Below are 19,976 nucleotides of genomic sequence, written 5' to 3'. Positions count from 1 at the left end.
AGGCGGCCGCCACCGCCGCGGCCATGACCGATGGCGGTTTCATCCTGGGGGTCGGCACGGGGGAGGCCCTCAACGAGCACATCCTCGGTGACGCCTGGCCGTCCGCGGCCCGACGGCTGGCGATGTTGGAGGAGGCCATCGAGGTGATGCGCAAGCTCTGGGGCGGCCGAATGGTCAGCCACCGGGGCGAGTTCTTCACCGTGGACACCGCGCGTCTGTACACCCTGCCCGAGGAGCCACCACGGATCTACATGTCCGCCTTCGGCCCCAAGGCCACGGCCCTGGCCGCCCACGCCGCCGACGGTCTCATCCAGGTGGCCCCGGCTCCGGAGACGATCGCGAACTTCCGGCAGGAGGGCGGGCAGGACAAACCAGTCCAAGGTGGACTCAAGGTCTGTTGGGCGCCGAGCGAGGAGGAGGCGGTGCGCACCGCGTACGAGCGATGGCCCACCGAGGCCATCCCCGGGGAGGCGATGCAGCTACTTCCCTCACCCCGGCACTTCGAACAGCTCACCTCGAAATTGGTCACGCCCGAGATGGTCCGGGACGAGGTGGTCTGTGGGCCGGACCCGGATCAGCACGTGGCCGCGATCGAGCCCTATCTGGAGGCGGGAGCGGACGAGGTCTACATCTGCCAGGTCGGGGACGACCAGGACGGCTTCTTCGAGTTCTACGCCCAAGAGGTCCTGCCCAGGCTCCGCCGGATCCGGTGACCACCCACCCGGGAGCGCGGCGAGGGCTCGGGCCGGCCCGAGCCCTCGACCTCGTTTCCACCGTGGCCTACTCCTGGGCCTTTTGGAGACGCACGTAGGCCAATTGCATCCAGTCGGAGATCGCGACGGCGCTGAAGACCGCTCCCGCGCTCCGGGTGAGTGTGGGGGCGAACACCAACCCGAAGGCGTAGCCGGTGGCGATCCACTGGGAGGTGCAGAAGGGGCAGGTGAGCAGTTCCCCGACCGCCTTACGGCCACCTTCGCCCCGTACCCGCTCATCGAGTTCGGAGGGCCCGGACACGCCCTGGAAACGGGTGAAGAACGCCCTCAACGGGCTGGTGACCGGGTCCTTGGCCAGCATCCGCGACACCTTGTGCGTGGTGAGCCCCATCAGCGCCAAGTCCCAGGGCCGCAGCGACGCCGCGGCCCCGCGTGTTCGCAGACCACGCGCCACGAACGCACCCACCCCCACCAGGGCCGCGTAGGAGCCGACGACCGTCGCGTACCCGGCGAGCGGCTGATCGCTGTCGCCACGGTAGGCCTCGGCCTCTTGGCGGATGGCCTTCTCGACGTTCTCCACGCCGGTGGCCTCATTCATCATTCGCCTCCTTGCGGTGTTGCGATCGCTTCCTGCCGGCGGACCTGTTGCGGGCCCACCGGTGCAACGCCTCGGTGTCCCCCGCGGCGTCGAGGTTGACGGCGGCCTCGATGAGCGCGAGCTGGGTGAAGGCCTGTGGAAAGTTGCCCAGTTGCTCACCCTCGGAGGTCATCTCCTCCGCCTGGAGACCCAATTCGCCCGTGCTCCCGCACAAGTACTCGAACCTTCGTCGGGCCTCCTCGATCTCTCCGGCCAGGACCAGGGCGGAGACCATGTCGAAGGAACACAGGAGGAAGGCACCCTCCGGTGTGTTGATCCCATCGTCGGTCTCCTCGGGGTCGTAGCGGTGGATGAGCCCGTCGCCCTCCCCCAGTTCGGCCTCCACCCGTTCCAGGGTGCGCAGCACTCGCGGGTCGTTTCCCTCCAGGAAACCCAGCAACGGTATCCGCAACAGGGACCCGTCGACGTTGGTCGCACCGTAGGACTGGACGAAGGAGCCGGTGTCGGAGTCGTAGCCGTGGGCGAGGATGTCCTCACGTATCTCCCGCGCCTCCTCGCGCCACCGCTCCAGTGGAACCTTCTCCTTTCGCCCGGTGAGCTGAGCGAGCTGGATACCCCTGTCCAAGCACGCCCAGGCGTAGAGCTTGGAGTTGGTCCAGTGACGCTGGCCCGACCGGACCTCCCACAGGCCCTCGTCCGGTTCACGCCACAACTCACGCACCGATTCGACCACGGAGTCGAGTTGTTCCAGGTCGCCCTGATCCAACCCTCCGGTGGCCTCCTCATAGGACAGGGCCGCGTCCAGGATGTGCCCGTACACGTCCAACTGGTGCTGGGGGTAGGCGTCGTTACCGATCCGGACCGGTCGCGCGCCGCCGTATCCGGCCAGGTGGTCGAGTGTCTCCTCTTCCGGGGGCTGTTGCTCGTCCACCGTCTCCACCGGTGGGATCCAACCGATCGGTCGGCCGCACACGCGCAGGAGGAAGCGCAGGTACGCCCCCGCTTCCTCCTCGTGTCCCAGGCGCAAAAAGGCGAGGACCACCAGGGCCGCGTCACGGTGCCACACGTAGCGGTAGTCCCAGTTCCTGGTGCCTCCCGGTCGTTCGGGCAGGGAGGTGGTGGGCGCGGCGATCAAACCGCCGCTCTCCTCGTGCAGGAGTCCACGCAGAACGAGCGCGCTGCGTCGCACGTGGGTGGCGCCGACACCGTCGTAGTGGGTCCTTTCCGACCAACTCCGCCAAGCCTCGAGTGTCTTGTCGAGCAGGGCGCGCCCCTTCCCCGGGCCGACGCGGCGTTGACCGTTCAGGTAGTCCAGGGCGAGCACCACGCTCTCTCCCTCGGAGATCTCCGCACGGAACTCGGGGTCCCCGTTCTCGAGGAAACCGAGGGTGTGAGACCCCGACAGCAAGGGCCCCGACGCTTCCTTCAGTGCCCCGTGCACGTGTTGCCAGGAGGCTGGCGAACGCCCGAAGTCGGGACGGGCACGTAGTCGGGAACGTATGGAGGCGCTCCCCGAGCGGCATTCGAGGATCCTGACGAGGAATCCCTCCCGGTACAGGCCGGTGCCCTCCTTCGAACCCCGGACCGCGAGCAGGTCGTAACCGACGGCCTCCACGTCCTCGCCACGCCACACGGTCCGCAGGACGAGGCTGTCGTCCACGTAGGAGCGGCCCTGGGGGTGTGCCCCCTGCACCTCCAGGGTCCATTCACCACCGCGTTCGAGGTCCAAGAGGCCCGATAGGAAGGCGGAGCCATCGAACTGCGGCGTACACAACCAGGTGATCGAGCCGTCCGGGGTGGTCAAAGCGGCGGTGTGACAGTCCGAGAGAAAACCGTGCTCGCCGATCGGCGTCGTCACCTGCCTCATCGGCTCCTCCGTAAGTTGTCAGGCGGCCCGGGAGGGCCGGATGCGGCTTATCGGTTCTTGTCATCCGACTGCCCTGGCCCACCCGGGACGAAACGGTGCCGCGGGCGACTCCCTCGAGCGACCTGGCGGACACATAGGTGGGTGGGGCTCCGGGTAGCGCGAAGGAAGAGGATCGATGAACCGGTGTCCGAAACGATGGGGGACGATGATGGGCGAGCATGACGCCGAACGCAAGGTGGTCGTCGTCAGTGGGGCGAGCGCGGGTGTGGGCCGGGCGAGCGTGCGAGAGTTCGCCCACCATGGGTACGCGGTCGCCCTCCTGGCACGCGGTGAGGAGGGGTTGGCCCAGACCGAGCGGGAGGCGCGTGCGGCCGGGGTACCCGTTCTGTCGCTTCAGGTGGACGTGGCCGACGCCGACGCCGTGCGCGCGGCGGCCGAACAGGTCGAGAGCACGCTCGGTCCCGTGGACGTGTGGGTGAATTCGGCCTTCGCCTCCATCATCGCCCCCTTCTCGAAGGTCGATCCCGAGGAGTACCACCGGGTGACCGATGTCTGTTACCACGGATACGTCCATGGCACTCGGGCCGCGCTGGAACTGATGAGGCCTCGGGATCACGGGGTGATCGTGCAGGTGGGGTCGGCCTTGGGCTATCGCGGCATCCCGTTCCAGGCGGCCTACTGCGGGGCCAAACACGCGGTGCGCGGATTCACCGACTCCCTGCGCGCGGAGCTGGTGGACGCCGGCTCCCGGGTGAGGTTGACCGAGGTCCACCTTCCAGCGATCAACACCCCGCAGTTCTCGTGGGTCCGTTCACGCATGGGCGGTCGCACCAGGCCGGTGCCCCCGGTGTACCAACCGGAGGTCGCGGCCCGGGCGATCGTGTGGGCCGCTGAGCACCCCCGGCGGCGCCGGTACTGGGTGGGCGCCTCGACCGTCGGCACGGTGTTGGGGCAGCGTCTGGCACCGCGTGTGCTGGATCTTCGGCTCGGTCACACGGCGAGGCGGGCCCAGGTGCGTGACCTTCCCGCACCCGAACGCGACAACCTGTTCGAGCCGGTGGACGACGCGCGCGACTTCGGCGCGCACGGAGAGTTCGACGACGAATCGAGCACGGTCAGCGTCCTGGACGAGCTGAACCGTAGACGCCGTCTGGTGACCCTGCTCGGTGCCGCCACCCTGGCGGCCGGCGCCGCGGGCTACGCGGCCCTGCGGAAGCGGTGACGGCAGGCCCACCCGCTATCCGACGTAGCGCCGGGCCGACGAGTGTTCGCGGGGCCCGGCAAGCATTCGCAACCCTTGTTCCACCCGTGGGGGGACGGGTCTGCGTTCGCGCACCACCCATGGCAACCCAACGACGGCGTCGCACACGCCCAGCAGACTCGTGGCATCACGCGGCAGTGAACGCACGACGGAACGAGTGTGGGCGAGGGCCCCTGGAAGGGGACGGCGCAACCAGGCGGTCCACAGGGTGTTGCGAATGCCCCGTCTCCTGCGCCCACTCGAATCCCTGACCCGAGAGGCCTCGTGGTGGGCGACCATCTCCTCGTCCCAGCACATCCACCACCCGGCGGCCGCCAGGTCCAGCGCGAGGAGTTCTTCCTCTCCCCCCAGCCACAGACGTGGAGAGAACCCGCCCGCCTCCCGGAAGGCACTGACCCTGAGCACGCTCACCCCGGCGAGGATGCCCAGGAGCGCGGGTCCGGGGAGCCAGTGCGGCCGGGGCAAGGGGGAGTTCCGCAGCTCCGGTGTGAGCGGGTCCTCCTCTCCCCCGGGCTCGACCAGCACACGCGCGGTGATCGCCCCGAGTGAGGGGTGCTCGTCGAGCAGCCCGGCCGCCCGTTCCAGTGCGCCGGGTTCCCACCAGGTGTCGTCGTCACAGAAAGCGACGTAAGGAGTGGAGAGGGCTTCGACGCCGAGGTTGCGTCCCACCGCCCCCAGATTGCTCCTCGCCCTGATCAGACCCACCCCAGGGTGGGTCTTGGCGACGGCGCGCGCGGTGCCATCGCTGGAGGCGTTGTCCACGACCACGATGGGCGGGGCCTCGGGCAGCGCCTCCAGCCGGTCCAGGGTGCGCAGCAGTTCCTCGCGGCGATCCCGAGTGATGACCACCACACCCACACGAGGGTTCATGCTCCCTCCAACAGGGCCAGGTCTCTTTCCACGTGGGGCGGGACCTGGCGCCGACCGGTCATCGTCTTCGGTACCAAGGCCAAGGCCAGGCGCAACGCGCGCCGGGTCTCCACGTCGCGTACGGCCCGGGCCACGGCACGGGCCGTACGGGACAGCACCACCCTCGGGTGGCGTCGCAACCACACGGTGAGCAAGGCGTTGCGCTCCTCCAGGGTGCGCCGCCATGGCCCTGGGGGCCGCACCGAAGAGGGGCGGTGGTGGGCGTGCACGTCGGGCAGGTGGCACAACCCCCACCCTCGCGCCGCCAGGTCCTGGGCCAGGAGCGCCTCCTCTCCCCCGAAGAACAGCAACGGGTCGAAGCCGCCCACCTGCTCGAAGGCGGAACGGCGCACCACACAGGCGCAGGCCAAGAACCCCATGGTCCTGGGCCAGGGGAGGTCGTTCGCGGGTTCCAGCGGACTGTGCAGGAGCAGATGGTTGACGGGGTCGGCGCGTTCCTGCTCACCGACGAAGACCGCCGCCGCCACCAGCCCTAGCCGGGGATGGGTGTCGAAGGCGTCGGCGGCCCGTTCCAACGCGCCCGGGTACCACCAGGAATCGTCGTCACTGAAGGCCACGTAGGGGGTGTCGGTGTACTCCACCCCGACGTTGCGTGCCGCGCACCCCATGTTGTCTCGAACACTGATCAACGTGACCTCGGGAAACTCGTCCCGCACGGCGGTGGAGGTCCCGTCCCGGGAAGCGTTGTCGACCACGACCACGGGGGGTCGTGGTTCCAACGACCTGAGCATTCTCAGGGTTCGACACAGTTCCCGAACCCGGTCACGCGTGGCCACCACGACCGAGACCCTGGGCCGTCCGCTTCCCGGCATCGGTGTCTCCCTTCTCCAACGGGTCTCCAGGGGTGCCCTCGGCCTGCGGGGCCAGGGAGGTGTGACGTTCCATGAAGTGGGCGATCGTCCGACGTATCCCCTCTTCCAGACGGGTGCTCGGTTTCCAGCCCAGGGTTCTCAATGCCTTGGTGATGTCCGGTCTACGGTAGTGCGGGTCGTCCTCGGGACGTTCGACGAAGACGATTCGCGAACGTGAACCGGAGAAGTCCCGGATGAAGTGGGCGAGGTTGAGCACGCTCACCTCTTCCTGGCTGCCGATGTTGACCGGACCGGGTTCCGAGCTCCCCTCCAGGGCGAGCATCCCGTCCACCGTGTCGTCCACGTAGCAGATCGAACGTGTCTGATGACCGTCTCCGGTGACGGTGATCGGCCGTCCCGCGAGTGCCTGGGTGATGAAGGTCGGGATCATTCGCCCGTCGTCGGGGCGCATCCGCGGCCCGTAGCTGTTGAAGACCCGTGCGATGCCGACGTCGACCACGCCTTCGCGGTGGTGTGCCATGACCAGTGCTTCGGCGTAGCGTTTGGCCTCGTCGTAGACGCTGCGTGGTCCGACCGGGTTCACGTTGCCCCAGTAGGTCTCCCGTTGTGGATGCTCATACGGGTCGCCGTAGACCTCGCTGGTGGAGATCAGGACGAAACGCGCCCGGTGTCTCCTCGCACAGCGGAGCGCGTTGCGTGTGCCCAGGCTTCCGGCCTCCAGGGTCTGCACCGGCAGGCGCAGGTAGTCCGAAGGCGATGCCGCGGAGGCCAGGTGGAAGACCGAACCCACCGGTTCGTCGATGTCCCACTCCTCGGTCACGTCGGCCAGGAACAGGGTGAAAAGTGGATGGTCCAGCAGGTGCCGCACGTTCTCCGTGCGCCCGGTGGCGAGGTTGTCCAGACACACCACGCGTTGTCCTCGTTCCACCAGCCGTTCGCACAGGTGCGAACCGAGGAAACCGGCCCCTCCGGTGACCAGAGCGGCGCCTTGTCCCCAATACCGCATGGTTCGGTCCTCTCTCTCGGGTGTGTCCCTTCGGGGACACCCATGCTTCGGACTTCTCGAAGCCCTCTCAGGGCCACGAAGTCTCCTTCGAGGGGCACACGACCATCTCCCGGATCTCGCAGCCGCGCGGTTGGCGCAGGGCGAAGAGCACGGTCGAGGCGACGTCGGCGGGGTCGTTGAGTTTGGCGTCGGGGCCGGGCTTGTACTGCTCGGGACGATCGTCGAAGAAGGCGGTCCGCATACCTCCGGGCACCAGGAGGGTGACTCCGACCGTTCCGGCGAGTTCGACCGCCAGCGCCCTGGTGAATCCCACGACCCCGAACTTGGAGGCGCAGTACGCGGTGGCGTCGCTCAACGCCCTCAATCCGAGGGTGGAGGCGCAGTTGACGACCGTGCCACCGCTTTTCTTCAGATGGGGCAGGGCGGCTCGGGTGACCGCGACGGTCCCCAGGAGGTTCACGGCGATGACCCGTTCCCACTCCTGCGCTCCCACCTCGGACAGGGTCCCGCAGGCGTCCGTGCCCGCGGCGTTGACCACCGCGTCGATCCGGCCGTGCCGTTCCACCACGTGGGAGACCGCCCGTTCCACGGCCCCGCGGTCACCGAGGTCCACCTTCTCGAAGGCCACCTGGCTCTCGGGGTGCCTGCGGTCCAGCACCACGGGGGTGCCGCCCTCCCGGGCGATCGCCCGGGCCGTGGCCGCGCCGAGCCCGGAGGCGCCTCCGGTGACGATCGTGGTACCGAGTTCGCGCATCTTTCCTCTCCTTCCCGTGGGCCGTGCTCAGGGTGTGAGCGTGCCCGTGCGTTCACGTATGTGGTCGATGAGCCGGCTGGAGGAACGTCCGTCGAGGAGGGGCATGGTGATCACTTCGCCTCCCATCCGTCGGACCATGGGAGTCTCGGGTAGCCGGTCGGCGTCGTAGTCTCCGCCCTTGACCCACACGTCGGGACGGATCCGCCCCAGGATCCGGGTCGGGGTGAGGTCGTCGAAGACGACGACCGTGTCCACGCAGGCGAGCGCGGACAGGACCCTGGCCCGGTCTTGGACCGGTGTCACCGGGCGGTCCTCCCCCTTCAAGGCCCTGACCGAGGAATCGTCGTTGAGCAGGACGACCAGGTGATCGCCCAAGGCGCGGGCTCGGCGGAGCAGGTCCACGTGTCCGGCGTGGAGCACGTCGAAGCAGCCACCGGTCGCCACGACGCGCTCGCCCCTGCGGCGTGCGTTCTCGGTGATCGGCGAGGGAGTGAGCAGGTTGACGGCCGCTTCCGTTCGTCCGTGGGTCGCGTACGCGCCGGCCGCCCCCTGCGCGACGAAGGCGGTGGCCGCGCGCGTGCCCGCCCGTACCGCACCCTCGGTGCCCTCGCCCACCGCCAGAGCGGCGACACAGGCGGCGGCGAAGGCGTCGCCCGCACCGCACGTGTCGATGGGCCCGGGCACCGGTTCGGATCGAAGGCGTCCTTGACGGCCCTGGTCGTCGGACCAGACCGCGCCTCGTTCCCCGAGGGTGACGCCGACCGCGCGTGCCCGCCACAGATCGACGAGTCGACGCGCCCTCTCTTGCGGTGTCCGTGCGGTGCCTTCGTCGCCGAAGTCGGACTCGGACTCGTTCGGGGTGACCAGATGGACGCCCTCGACCGGCACGGCTCCCCTCGGGTGGGGGTCCCACACCACGGGGACGGACCCCGCGGCCTCGGCCACCGCCGCCCGGAGGGCGCTCTGACCGGTCATTCCCAGGCCGTAGTCGGAGACCAGCACGGCCGACGCCCCGTCGAGAAGACCGCGTACGTCCCGCTGGTCCATCCGTTCGACGATGGGCTCGCATCCCTCATCCAGGCGTGCGACCGTGACCCCACCCGTCTGGATCCGGGTCTTGGTCGGGGTACGCTTCCGCAGTGGTGGGCAGATGAGCGTGACACCCGGGCCCAGCCCTCGGGCGACCTCCTCGGCGGCGGCGTCCTCGCCCAAGGAGGTCAGGAGCCTCACGTGCCACCCCTGGCGTTCGCTCAGCAGGTGTGCGGTCAGCGCCGCGCCGCCCGGACGACAGCAGCGGATGGTGTGTTCCAGCACCGGCGCGTGGCCGTTGTCCGGACAGGTCCGGTGGGACAGACCTCGTAGGTCCACATCCAGCAGAGCGTCCCCGATCACCACGATGGTCCCTTTGCTCATGTGGCCGCCCTCGGGACCGGCACGGCCTTGGAGGGGGCGAGTCGTGCGAGCCGTTCGTCCACCGCCGCACAGAAGACGTGGACCAGTGCCAGGTGCACCTCTTGGACCGTGGACGCCGACACCGCGGGCACACTCACCATCTCGTCGCTCAGCGACTCCAGGGCACAGGGTCCGGGTCCGGTCAAGGACCAGGTCACCACGTCCAGTTCGTGGGCGGCCTTGACCGCCTCCACGACGTTCTCGCTGTTGCCGCTGGTGGAGAGGCAGATCATGAGGTCTCCGGCCCTGGCGTGAGCGCGGAGTTGACGAGCGTACACGTGCTGGTAGCCGTAGTCGTTGGCGATAGCGGTCACGCTGGAGGTCTCCGCGTGCAGGGCCAAGGCCGACAGGGGAACGCGGTCCCGTTCGAAGCGACCGGTCAGTTCGGCCGTCAGATGCTGTGCCTGGGCGGCGCTCCCCCCGTTGCCGCACGCGAAGAGACGGTGCCCCGCCACCAGAAGGGGGGCGGCCCGGCTTCCCCACCTCTCCACGCGTTCCACCTCGGTCTCCTCCAACGCCTCGCACAGTTCACGAAGACGAGCGTGCATCAGTCCTCCCCTCCGGCGATCGCCGTGCCCACCGCCGACACCACGGTGTGTCCACGAGGGTCCCTCGGCCTGGGAATGGTGGACGAGGTGACGGTGCGGTAGCACTCTTCGGTGGCTCGGGCCACTTCCGGCCATGAGTACAGTTCTTCGGCCCGCTCGCGAGAGGCCTCGGCGAACAACTCCCGCGCGGTGGGGTCCGCGAGCAGGCGGCGCAGGGTGTGCGCCAAACGTCCCGGTCTGCGCGGTGGAAGGAGCGCCCCCGTCTCCCCCGGTAGGACGGTGTCCTTGTGGCCTCCCACTCGAGAAGCGATGACGGGGACTCCGCAGGCCATCGACTCCAGGGTGGAGATTCCGAAGGGCTCATACCACGGCACGTTGACGGCCACGTCCGCCGACCTGATCAAGGGCGGAACGTCGGCGTGATCGACGCACCCCAAAAAACGCACCCGATCGTCCACGCCCAGTCGCTCGGCCACCACGCGCAACCGTCCCACCTCGGGGTCGGCCTCCAGGTCTGGCGGGTGGGGCCCTCCCGCCACGATCAACTCGGCCTCGGGCACCATCGGCATCGCCCGGATGACCGTGTCGACACCCTTACGGGGCACCAGACGGCCCAGGCTGAGGACACGGGCGTGTTCGCCCCGGGGTGCGCTCGGCCCGAACGGCGAGAAGCGTTCGATGTCCACACCGCAGGGAACGACGGCCACCCGTTCGGGGCGGATCCCCCAGGTGAGCAGCTCGATCCTCTCCTCCTGCGAGGTGGCCACCACCATGGCGCTCGCCCGAGCCACCGCGCGCTCGACGTCGCACCGCTCGGGTGGGCTGGTGTCGGCCGCGCCCTGGAAGCGACGCTTGACCGCTCCCAAGGCATGGAAGGTCTGTAGAAGAGGTATGTCGAGCGCCTCGGTGGCCGGGATCGCGGCCATGCCGCTCATCCAAAAGTGCGCGTGGACCACGTCCGGTCTCCAGCGTGACCACGCCCGCCTCAACTCTCGTCCGAACTCCGGCATGTGGGGAGGCAGTAGGTCCTTGCCCACCGGGGCGGCCGGTCCCGCCCTCAGGTGCTCGACGTGCACGCCCTCGGCGAAGGGCACACGGTCGGGGGTGGAGACCTCGGCGCGGCGCGTGTAGACCACCACCTCGTGACCGCGCCGGGCGAGCGCCACGGCCAGTTCCGCCACATGGACGTTCTGACCACCCGCGTCCTCACCGGTGATGCAGGCCAACGGGCTGGCGTGCTCGGACACCATGGCGATTCTCATCGTGCCACCTCCTCCAACAATCGCTCCCAGTCGTCGAGGAACCTCGGGAGCCCGTACCGGCGCAGCGCCATCTCCCGAGCCACCGCTCCGGTGCGTGCGGCCAGCTCGGGGTCCTCCATGAAGTCGCGTAGTGCTTCGGTGAGCACACGTGGGTCCGTGGACACCACGCCGGCTCCCGGCGGTACGGCCTCGTAGGCCTCGGTGGTTCCGATCGCCGCCACGGGAAGCCCCAGCATCATCGCCTCGATGAGCGAGAGTCCCAGTGAGGTCCAACGGAGAGGGTGCAGATAGGCCCTTCTACGGGCCAGTTCGGTGTGCATGGTCGCCTGGGGCGGATCCTCGTACACGCGCAGCCGGGACTCGCTCAGCGCGAGACGTTCGGGAACCGCCTCGACCGACATCCCGAACAGGTCCAAGGGGAGTTCCCGAGCCACGTCCGGAAGCAGGTCCGTGCCGGTGAAGCGCCAACGGCGCAAGGGTTCGTTCAGAACCACCCCCACCCGTTCCGTGGCTCCCGTGTAGAGGTGTCCGGGGTCCGGGACACCGTGCTCGATGACGTGCGTTGGAGCACGTCCGCAGTCCCAGAACAGGGCGTTGAAGTGCGTCACGTGCACGATCGGGATGTCCGAACGGTCGGCGAGCGGATGTCGGGTGTCGGGGACGGCGCCCCGGGGCGTGTCGTGTTCGACGTACACGGCCGGGACGTGCCTTCCCGGCACCCTTCCCAAGAGGCGCTCGGCCAGGTCGACCTCGTGGGGGCGTTGCAGCACCACCAGGTCGACGTCGGTGTCACGGAGTTCGCCTACGGGGACCTCCACGGCGTTGACCGGCCAGTTCCAGGTGCGGGCCCTGCCCCGGCCGTCCGGCCCCCGCTCCGCGTCGAGCGGGAGGACACAGGTGTGTCCGGAGTGAACGAAAGCGGTGGTCCACGAGCCATGGACGTGCCATAGGAGGATCCGGCGCGACCGCGCGGGCCTTCGCGTCCTCGCAAGGCTCGCGGGCAGCGGCCGCGAGGCCGTGTGCGCGCGTACGGTCATCTACGTGTCCTCCAACTCCTCGATGGCGGTCAACACGTCCTCGGTGGTGACATCGTTCAGGCACGGGTGTCCGGGGACCGGACACTCCCGGGCACGGGTACCGGCGCAGGGGGCGTCCTGGTCACCGAGCACCCGACACGCGATCCCGTACGGTGCCCAGGCGGAGGCCGGGACCACGGGCGCGAAGAGCGAGACCACGGGGGTGCGCACCGCCGCCGCCAAGTGCGCGGGGCCGGTGTTGCCCACGATCAGGACACGGGCGCGCCGAAGCACGTCCGCCAGCTCGGCCGTGTCGGTGCGGCCCGCCAGGTTCAGGGCGTGTCCGGAGGCGACCTTGTCGGCCTTGACCTGGTCTTCGCCCGTCACCACGACCCGGTGTCCTCGGGCGCTCAGCGAGGCGGTGACATCGGCGCCCAAGGCGACCGGGAGTTCGCGAGAGGGGGCGTCGGCCCCCACGTGGACGACGACGTGACCGTCACCGCCGGTGAGTTCGAAGGTGTCGGGCAGGGAGCCGGTGAGCGTCAGGCCCCCGTCGTCATGGGGGGCGAGTCGGTGCCCGGCCGCCTCCACGAGGGACAAGGCCCGTTCCGGTTCGGGTATCCCTGGCGCGACGCGGTGGCGTAGGTCCAGCAGGCTCCCGGGGTAGTCCTCGCTGATCGCGCAGACACGTGCGACCCCCGCCATCCTGAGTAGCAGCGCCAACGGCAGCGGGGATTGGTGGAAGGAGGTCAAGATGAGCGCCTCGTCGACGCCGAGCCCGGTGACCCGGCCTACCAGGTTCATGACGTCTTCACGCTCGGTCCGGGGAGGGTTCGGGTCGATCCACGGGGAACGCCAGACGAGAACCTGGTCCACGCCGGGCAGCAGCCGCGCCACCGCCTCGCCCCTCGGGCCCACCAACAGGACCACTCGCTCGGCGGTGCGTGCCGCGGCCCGCACGGCCGGTCCGGACATCACCACGTCGCCCATGCTGTCCAGGCGTGCCAGGAGGATGGTGCCGGTGCTCACGGCCGCCCACCCCCGACCAGCCTGGCCACCGCCATGAACGGGTCGTCCGCGACCTCCGGGGCCCTGTGACGTTCCTCGGCCCGGGTCCGCGGAGTGGGCACGAGGACGCCTCTCGCACCGGCCGCGGCCGCCGCCTCCACGTCGGCTCCGATGTCGCCCACGACAGCGCATTCGGCCGGCGACACGCCCAGCTCCGCGGCCGCGTCGAACACCATCCCCGGTCGGGGCTTACGGCAGAAGCAGTCGTCCTCCTCTCGGTGGGGACACACCTGCCACCGGTCGAACGGGCCGAAGATCTCGTCGATCCTACGGTTGACGGCGGTCACCTCCCCCTCGGTGAGCAATCGTCGGCCGATTCCGGACTGGTTCGTCACCACCGCCACCGACAGTCCGTGGTCGCGGGCCAACGCGACCGCCTCGGCCGCACCGGGACGGGGCACCACCTGCTCCGGGTCACCGTTGTAGGGCACGTCCTCCACCAAAGTTCCGTCCCGGTCGAAGAGCACCGCTCGCACCGGTGGTCTACGGGTGGCCCCGGCGTGCCGGACCTCTCCGGACAGTCGGTGCCAGACCGCCAGCGGCGGGATGAGCACACTGGTGAGCGCCATGTCGATCCATTCGGCGGGATCGTTCGGTCCTGGCGTGATCCGCCGACCCGCGAACCGCGCCGTGCGCATGGCCCAGGCGGCTCCGAGGACGGCCGCCGGGCCCGGGTGTCGGGTCAAGGCGGCGGTCGCGGCGAGGATCGGTAGGGCGGTCGTGACCAGGTGTGAACGCAAGGCTCCCGGTGCCTCACCCACCCGTTCTCGCCAACGCGACCCGTGCAGACGGCGCATCAGGGCGTTGTCGGCGTTACCCCGTTGCGCTCCCAGGGACGCTCGGCGCTCCCCCTCACGCAGGGGATGGAGACATTTCCGTTCCCCCTGAGTCAGGTCGAGGCCCGCGTCCCAGAGTCGAAGGACGAGGTCGGTGTCCTCTCGGTAGGCCCTGGGGAAACGGGTATCGAATCCACCCACGCGTTCCAGCGCGCTTCTCCTCAACGCCAGGTCCGCGGTGATCCACCGGGCCCGCTCCAAGGCGATCGTGTTCCGTTCGGCGTCGGTGGCGGGCCTGCCCTCGGGGCGGGGCACGACGATGCGCCCCTGGGTTCCCGCCACGTTCGGAGCGAGTCCTCGAAGGTCCGCGCACAAACGTTCGGGCCAATCGGGGGGCGGTCGCACGTCGTCGTCCAAGAAGACGATCCAAGGCGTGGTGCAGGACTGCCATCCGGCCTGGCGTGCCAACGCCGGCCCACCGCCGCCCGTACGCAACGTCCGGACCCGGGGCCGATCGGTACCGGGGAGCGGCCCCATCGTCGCACCCGAGGGTCGGTCGTCGACGACGACCACCTCGGTGGGCACGCACGCCCGGGGTGCCCGGAGCACCGTGCGAAGGACCTCCTCCAGGCCAGGGCGCCCCACGGTCGGAACCACGATCGCGTACTCCGGTTCCGTCATGAACGCCCCTCTCCGGAGCCGCCACGTCGAACGAGGAAGGGGCCCAGGGCCAGAACGTCCACCGGAGCGGAGCCGAAGCATTCGAGCGCGTCACGCGGAGAGTCCACCATGGGCCGGCCCGCCGTGTTCAGGCTGGTGTTGACCAGGACGGGAAGTCCGGTCAGGGCCTCGAACTCCGAGAGCAACCGGGAGGTGAGCGGATCGTCCTCGAAGGCCACGGTCTGGACCCGCGCCGTCCCGTCGACGTGGACCACGGCCGGTATGCGATCACGCCACTGAGGCGCCACTTCATGGACGAAGAGCATGTAAGGGCTGGGCAGGGGGCCTCCGGAGAAGATCTCCGAGGCCCGTTCGGCGGCCACCATCGGCGCCACCGGACGGAACTGTTCGCGTCCCTTGACCCGGTTGAGTCTTTCGAGATTGTTCTCCCTCGAGGGATTGGCCAGCAGGGAGCGGTGGCCCAGCGCCCGGGGACCGTATTCGGAACGTCCCTGGAACCAGGCGACCAGGGCGTCCTCGCTCAACGCACGGGCGACCTCCAAGGCCAGGTCGTCCGGACGTTCGTACTCCACCTCCGCCTCGTCCAGGACGGCGGCCAACTCACTCTCGTCCCAGCCTCGCCCCAGGTCGGCGCCGGGCATCGCCTCGATCGTGTCACCGAGGTCGGCGGCGATCTGGAGTGCTCCTCCCAAGGCGGTGCCGGCGTCACCCGCGGCGGGTTGGACCCAGACCTCGTCGAAGGGCCCCTCTCGCACGATGCGACTGTTGGCGACACAGTTCAGTGCCACCCCTCCCGCCATCGCCAACCGACACAGGCCGGTCTGTTCGTGCAGCCATTCCACGAGTTGGAGGAGGACCTCCTCCAACCGGTTCTGAACACTGGCGGCCAGGTCGGCGTGTTCGTGGGTGGGCTCCCGCCCCACCCGTCGAGCCGGTGCGAGTGCCTCCCAGTCCACCCGGGACGCCACGACCCGTCCCTCTCCCAGGTAGGCGATCCGGTCCTTCAGGAGTTCGTTCATGGTGGGCTCTCCGTAGGAGGCGAGCGCCATCACCTTGTATTCGTCACTGGAGCGCCGAAAGCCCAGGTGCTCCGTCAGTTCCTCATAGACCATTCCCAGGGAGTCCGGTAGCGGTTGGCGGGCGAGCACCTCCAAGTCCCCCTTGGTCGAATAGGAGCCCAGCAGGTGCGAGGTGTTCTCGCCACGGCCGTCGGCGACCAGGACCGCCCAGTCCGCGTCCCCTTCGGCGGGCTTGGGCGCGGCCAACGCCGCGGAGGCCGCGTGCGCGACGTGGTGCGGAACGTGAACGACCCTGTTCGGATCCAGGCCGGGAAGGGCCGTGGCGAGGAAGTGCGGGGCCCGTTCGACGTAGAGCAATCGCAATCGTTCCCAACCGGGATCCAGGCCCGGGCCCTCCTCCGAGGCGAGCGCCGGGTCGTAGGAATAGGCGACCGCGTCCAAGTCGGAAGGCTTGAGGCCGGCTTCTTCCAGACACCAGCGCATGGACTGCACGGGAAGCTCCCATGTGGAGAAGGGAACCGCCTCCTTGCCGTGTTTACGACGGGAGAACCTCTCCTCCTCGGCTGCGGCGACGGTCCTGCCATCGATCACCACCGCGGCCGCCGGGTCGTGGAAGACGGCGTTGACACCGAGCACTCGCATGGCCTTCCTCCCTCGCCTCAAAGCTGCTCTCCGGAATCGAGTACACGGGGACGAGTCTTGTTAAACGTTCCCCGTGAAGGGGTGACCTGGTGATTCGCCGGTCGCACCCGACTCGGAACAGCTTTTCCGGGTCGCCCGCGCACCCGTGTTTGGGAAGGGCCGCGAAGGGTCAGGGGCCGACATCAGGAACCGTCGGATCGAGGGGATTGTGATGAGCGGGTCGTTGCTGGTCTCCCGCTGTCTGGGTCTGGGCGACTTCGTCACCGCGGTCCCGGCCCTTCGTGCCTTGGAAGCCGCTCGGCCCGAGCATCATCGGTTCCTCGCGGCACCGGCCTGGTACCGCGACCTGGTGCGGCTCGCCGGTCTGCGCTGGAAGGTCGTTCCGACCGAAGAGCTACGGCCGCCTCCTTGGACGGGTCCGGCTCCCGATCTCGCGGTGAATCTGCACGGCCGTGGCCCCCAGAGCACAGCCGCCCTGCGCACACTCTCCCCCGGACGGATCTGGGCCTATGCGAGCCCTGGGACGTCGTCGAGCACGGACGCGCCTTGGCCGGGAGCGATGCACGACGCCAGACTCTGGTGTGGGCTCTTGGAGTGGAACGGGGTGGGCACCGATCCCACGAATCTGCGTTGGCCGCGTTCTGGACCAGGGTCGAAGGACATGGCGATCGTGCATCCGGGGGCGGCGTCGGCCTCCCGAAGGTGGCCGCCTCCTCGTTTCGCCCAGGTGGCCCGATGGCTGACGGATCTGGGGCTGCGGGTCTTGATCACCGGCTCGTCCGCAGAACGGCTTGGGGCCGAACGGGTCGCGCGGGAAGCCGGACTCGGGCCGGGGTCGGTGGTGGCCGGCCGTACCGACCTGCGAGACCTGGCGCGGCTCGTCCACGACGCGATGCTGCTCGTATGTGGCGACACCGGGGTGGCTCACCTGGCGACCGCCTACGGCACACCCTCCGTGCGACTGTTCGGGCCCGTGCCCCCCGCCCTGTGGGGGCCCCTGGTGGACTTCGACATCCACGTGTGTTTGTGGTCCGGTCGGCGGGGCGACCCTCACTCGGACCGTCTCGATCCGGGTCTGGCGTCCGTGACCGTGGCCGAGGTCCAGCGCGCCTGCGAACGTCTCCTGTGGTGCGCCGAACATACTCCGACCCCAACGGAGGGTCGACGACAGGCCATGGACCGGTAAAGCCTGGCACGGTCGCCGCACAGCCGCCCCACTTGGGAAAGGACCTCCTCCCGGCCGGACGAGGGCACCGTGGAACCAACATCGGAGCAAGAGTCGGGCAAGACCCCACAGTGCCGTTTTCCCTCCTCCTTTTCGGGGGCATCGTTGCCTCTGCCGTGTTCTTCCCGGACCTTGTCCCCGAATTCGGGACGTTCGGAGACCGCAGAGCCATCGACAGGACGACGAGTCCACCCGTGGGCGACCACTCGTGAACCATGGGTCTAGGAGCGCGCCATGTACTCTTCCGCGACCACCGGTACTTCCACCGGCACCGCACCGATGCCCGTGGTGCCCAAACCTCGCGCGGAGCCCTCCCAGGAGGCCTCCGCAGAGGAATTGCTTCGCGCGTTGCAGGGCCTGGACCGGGACGACCCCTTGGCCGTACGGCTGCGGGAGCGGATCACCTCGCACTACCGGTCACTGCTGGACCGCATCGCCCGGCGCTACGGGGGGCGTGGTGAAGACGTCGAGGACCTGCGACAGACGGCCCACCTCGGCCTGATCAAGGCCATCCACGGCTACTCACCCGAACGCGGAAAGGCCTTCATCTCCTACCTTCTGCCCACGGTCACCGGCGAGATCAAACGCCACTTCCGTGACCACACGTGGGCGGTCCACACACCCCGGGACCCCCAGTCGCTCCGGCCTCGGTTGCGTCAGGTCCGACGGGACCTGGAACAACGCCTGGCCCGTACCCCCACCAACGCCGAGATCGCGCGGGAAATGGAGATCAGCGTCAAGAACGTCGAAGAGATCCTCCTGGTTTCGGAGGCCTACAACACCCTGTCCCTGGACGCACCCGAGCCCCACCGGGAGGATTCCTCCGGCGCCTGGGAGCGTTACCTGGGTGTGGAGGACCACGACCTGGGTCTGGTCGTCGAGCGTGAGTCCGCGCGTTCGGTTCTTCGGACGCTCCCCGCCAGGGAGAGATTGATTCTCAAACGCAGGTTCTTCGATGAGTGGAAGCAGGAGCGCATCGCCCAAGAGGTGGGATGTTCCCAGATGCACGTCTCCCGGTTGCTCGCCGCCTCCCTGGCGCGATTGCGCAGGGAACTGGCCGAAGGCGACTGACCGAGCGCGACCGAGGTGGGCCATGGGTGGGAGGAGGAACTCCACCACCCATGGTCCTTGTTCGGCGTTGGACGGTACGACCCCGGTGGTACCACCCTCAGTCCGCGGTCTCTCCCCTGTAGACGAGGTTGTGGGAATCGACCACAGCATAACTGGCACGGCCGCCGTCCCGGGTACGCAGGATGAGGTTCTCCGTATCCGGCCCCGCCACGCTCGAAGGTACCCGGGCGCCGTCCAGAGGCCCTCCGATCGCCACGAAGGCGCTCTGATGACGCCCGTACAGGCAGACCACGAGGACCGAGACGACCGGCACGCCGCTCAGCACGACGAAAAGGGTGTCGGCGGTCCAGGTCCACATCATCATCAGACCGGCCACGGTCAGGAGGAGAAAGAGGATCACCACGGCACGGGCCCGCTGAGGGGCCCTCCTGTTGTGGTGGACATTCGAACTCACGACGGGGCTCCTGCCTACGTCTTCCGGAGGTGGTGGCCTCAGGTCACGGGTTGCGTTCGGGGTCGGTCCCCGACGGAGACGCCGCGTAGGGGTGGTTGAGGTCGAAGGCCGGACGCTCGGACCGGATCCGCGGCAGCGACGTGAAGTTGTGTCGCGGTGGCGGGCAGGACGTGGCCCACTCCAGGGAGGCTCCGTGCCCCCACGGGTCGTCGACACCGACCATCGGCGCCTTCTTCGCGGTGACGTAGATGTTCACCAGGAACAACAGGACCGAGAGCGCGATGACGAAGGACGAGATCGAGGAGATCTGGTTGAGCGTGGTGAAGCCGTCCATGGCCAGGTAGTCGGCGTAGCGGCGCGGGAAGCCCGCGGCGCCCAGCCAGTGCTGCACCAGGAAGGTGCCGTGGAAGCCCAGGAACAGCAACCAGAAGTGGAACTTGCCCAGCTTCTCGTTGAGCATCTTTCCGGTGAACTTGGGCCACCAGAAGTAGAAGCCGGCGAACATCGCGAACACCACGGTGCCGAACACCACGTAGTGGAAGTGGGCCACCACGAAGTAGGAGTCGGTGACGTGGAAGTCGATGGGCGGGGAGGCCAGCAGCACACCGGTCAGACCACCGAAGAGGAAGGTGGCCAGGAAGCCGATGCTGTAGAGCATCGGCGTCTCGAAGCTGAGTTGGCCGCGCCACATCGTGCCGGCCCAGTTGAAGAACTTCACACCGGTCGGTACCGCGATGAGGAAGGACATGAACGAGAAGAACGGCAGCAGCACGGCGCCGGTCGGGAACATGTGGTGGGCCCACACGGTCATGGACAGGCCG

General features: G+C 68.9%; 19 protein-coding genes. 4 read left to right on the top strand and 15 right to left on the bottom strand.

Annotated elements, in window-relative coordinates; translation table 11 throughout:
- A partial coding sequence (locus D472_RS0100585; RefSeq protein WP_017602558.1) for a TIGR03557 family F420-dependent LLM class oxidoreductase occupies positions 1 to 713 on the top strand: 713 nt, incomplete at its 5' end.
- Between the two features lie 67 nt (positions 714 to 780).
- On the opposite strand, the gene D472_RS0100580 is transcribed toward D472_RS0100585, so the two are convergent.
- Both D472_RS0100580 and D472_RS0100575 read right to left on the bottom strand, forming a co-directional pair.
- Positions 781 to 1,311, bottom strand: a complete 531-nt coding sequence (locus tag D472_RS0100580) for a DUF1360 domain-containing protein (RefSeq protein WP_017602557.1) — start codon at positions 1,309 to 1,311, stop codon at positions 781 to 783.
- Positions 1,304 to 3,178, bottom strand: coding sequence for a glycoside hydrolase family 15 protein (locus D472_RS0100575; protein ID WP_017602556.1), 1,875 nt, complete (start codon positions 3,176 to 3,178; stop codon positions 1,304 to 1,306). Before D472_RS0100575 ends, D472_RS0100580 begins: the two co-directional genes overlap by 8 nt.
- Positions 3,179 to 3,386: 208 nt before the next feature.
- Between D472_RS0100575 and D472_RS0100570 the strand changes: the two genes are divergently transcribed.
- Positions 3,387 to 4,400, top strand: a complete 1,014-nt coding sequence (locus D472_RS0100570; RefSeq protein WP_017602555.1) for an SDR family oxidoreductase — start codon at positions 3,387 to 3,389, stop codon at positions 4,398 to 4,400.
- A 15-nt stretch (positions 4,401 to 4,415) separates the two neighbouring features.
- Here the strand turns inward: D472_RS0100570 and D472_RS0100565 are convergent, their stop codons facing one another.
- The 11 genes from D472_RS0100565 to D472_RS0100515 form a co-directional block, all read right to left on the bottom strand.
- A complete protein-coding gene (locus D472_RS0100565; protein ID WP_017602554.1) occupies positions 4,416 to 5,309 on the bottom strand; it encodes a glycosyltransferase family 2 protein in 894 nt (297 codons plus the stop codon).
- Positions 5,306 to 6,181, bottom strand: a complete 876-nt coding sequence (locus tag D472_RS0100560) for a glycosyltransferase family 2 protein (RefSeq protein WP_017602553.1) — start codon at positions 6,179 to 6,181, stop codon at positions 5,306 to 5,308. The genes D472_RS0100565 and D472_RS0100560 overlap by 4 nt, the downstream gene beginning before the upstream one ends.
- Entirely contained in the window at positions 6,132 to 7,187 is a 1,056-nt protein-coding gene (locus tag D472_RS0100555; RefSeq protein ID WP_017602552.1) for an NAD-dependent epimerase/dehydratase family protein, read from the bottom strand. The genes D472_RS0100560 and D472_RS0100555 overlap by 50 nt, the downstream gene beginning before the upstream one ends.
- Positions 7,188 to 7,254: 67 nt before the next feature.
- Entirely contained in the window at positions 7,255 to 7,941 is a 687-nt protein-coding gene (locus tag D472_RS0100550) for an SDR family oxidoreductase (protein WP_017602551.1), read from the bottom strand.
- A 27-nt stretch (positions 7,942 to 7,968) separates the two neighbouring features.
- Entirely contained in the window at positions 7,969 to 9,354 is a 1,386-nt protein-coding gene (rfaE2, locus tag D472_RS0100545) for a D-glycero-beta-D-manno-heptose 1-phosphate adenylyltransferase (RefSeq protein ID WP_017602550.1), read from the bottom strand.
- Positions 9,351 to 9,941 carry a D-sedoheptulose-7-phosphate isomerase gene (locus D472_RS0100540; RefSeq protein ID WP_017602549.1) on the bottom strand — a complete coding sequence of 197 codons (591 nt, stop codon included), beginning with the start codon at positions 9,939 to 9,941 and terminating at the stop codon, positions 9,351 to 9,353. Before D472_RS0100540 ends, rfaE2 begins: the two co-directional genes overlap by 4 nt.
- Positions 9,941 to 11,203, bottom strand: a complete 1,263-nt coding sequence (locus D472_RS0100535; protein WP_017602548.1) for a glycosyltransferase — start codon at positions 11,201 to 11,203, stop codon at positions 9,941 to 9,943. Before D472_RS0100535 ends, D472_RS0100540 begins: the two co-directional genes overlap by 1 nt.
- On the bottom strand, positions 11,200 to 12,240 hold the full coding sequence (locus tag D472_RS0100530; RefSeq protein WP_017602547.1) for a glycosyltransferase: 1,041 nt from the start codon (positions 12,238 to 12,240) through the stop codon (positions 11,200 to 11,202). Before D472_RS0100530 ends, D472_RS0100535 begins: the two co-directional genes overlap by 4 nt.
- Positions 12,241 to 13,248 (bottom strand): glycosyltransferase family 9 protein, encoded by a 1,008-nt coding sequence (locus D472_RS0100525; RefSeq protein ID WP_017602546.1) that lies wholly within the window; start codon positions 13,246 to 13,248, stop codon positions 12,241 to 12,243.
- The gene (locus D472_RS0100520) at positions 13,245 to 14,744 is read right to left on the bottom strand and encodes an HAD-IIIA family hydrolase (protein WP_017602545.1); all 1,500 of its coding nucleotides are present in this window, start codon (positions 14,742 to 14,744) and stop codon (positions 13,245 to 13,247) included. Before D472_RS0100520 ends, D472_RS0100525 begins: the two co-directional genes overlap by 4 nt.
- On the bottom strand, positions 14,741 to 16,405 hold the full coding sequence (locus tag D472_RS0100515; RefSeq protein WP_017602544.1) for a carbamoyltransferase family protein: 1,665 nt from the start codon (positions 16,403 to 16,405) through the stop codon (positions 14,741 to 14,743). The genes D472_RS0100520 and D472_RS0100515 overlap by 4 nt, the downstream gene beginning before the upstream one ends.
- Positions 16,406 to 16,616: 211 nt before the next feature.
- Between D472_RS0100515 and D472_RS0100510 the strand changes: the two genes are divergently transcribed.
- Positions 16,617 to 17,591 (top strand): glycosyltransferase family 9 protein, encoded by a 975-nt coding sequence (locus D472_RS0100510; protein WP_017602543.1) that lies wholly within the window; start codon positions 16,617 to 16,619, stop codon positions 17,589 to 17,591.
- 273 nt (positions 17,592 to 17,864) lie between these two features.
- Positions 17,865 to 18,701, top strand: a complete 837-nt coding sequence (locus D472_RS0100500) for a sigma-70 family RNA polymerase sigma factor (protein WP_017602541.1) — start codon at positions 17,865 to 17,867, stop codon at positions 18,699 to 18,701.
- Positions 18,702 to 18,798: 97 nt separating this feature from the next.
- Here the strand turns inward: D472_RS0100500 and D472_RS0100495 are convergent, their stop codons facing one another.
- Together D472_RS0100495 and D472_RS0100490 are read right to left on the bottom strand one after the other, a co-directional pair.
- Entirely contained in the window at positions 18,799 to 19,155 is a 357-nt protein-coding gene (locus D472_RS0100495; RefSeq protein WP_033302828.1) for a hypothetical protein, read from the bottom strand.
- Positions 19,156 to 19,198: 43 nt separating this feature from the next.
- On the bottom strand, positions 19,199 to 19,976 hold a 778-nt coding region (locus D472_RS0100490), incomplete at its 5' end, for a cytochrome c oxidase subunit I (RefSeq protein WP_017602539.1).

Origin of the sequence: Nocardiopsis alkaliphila YIM 80379, from assembly GCF_000341005.1 — a bacterium.
GTDB classification, from domain to species: domain Bacteria; phylum Actinomycetota; class Actinomycetes; order Streptosporangiales; family Streptosporangiaceae; genus Nocardiopsis; species Nocardiopsis alkaliphila.
The sequence above is the reverse complement of the archived record's forward strand: the minus strand, read 5'-3'. Positions and strand labels throughout refer to the sequence as shown.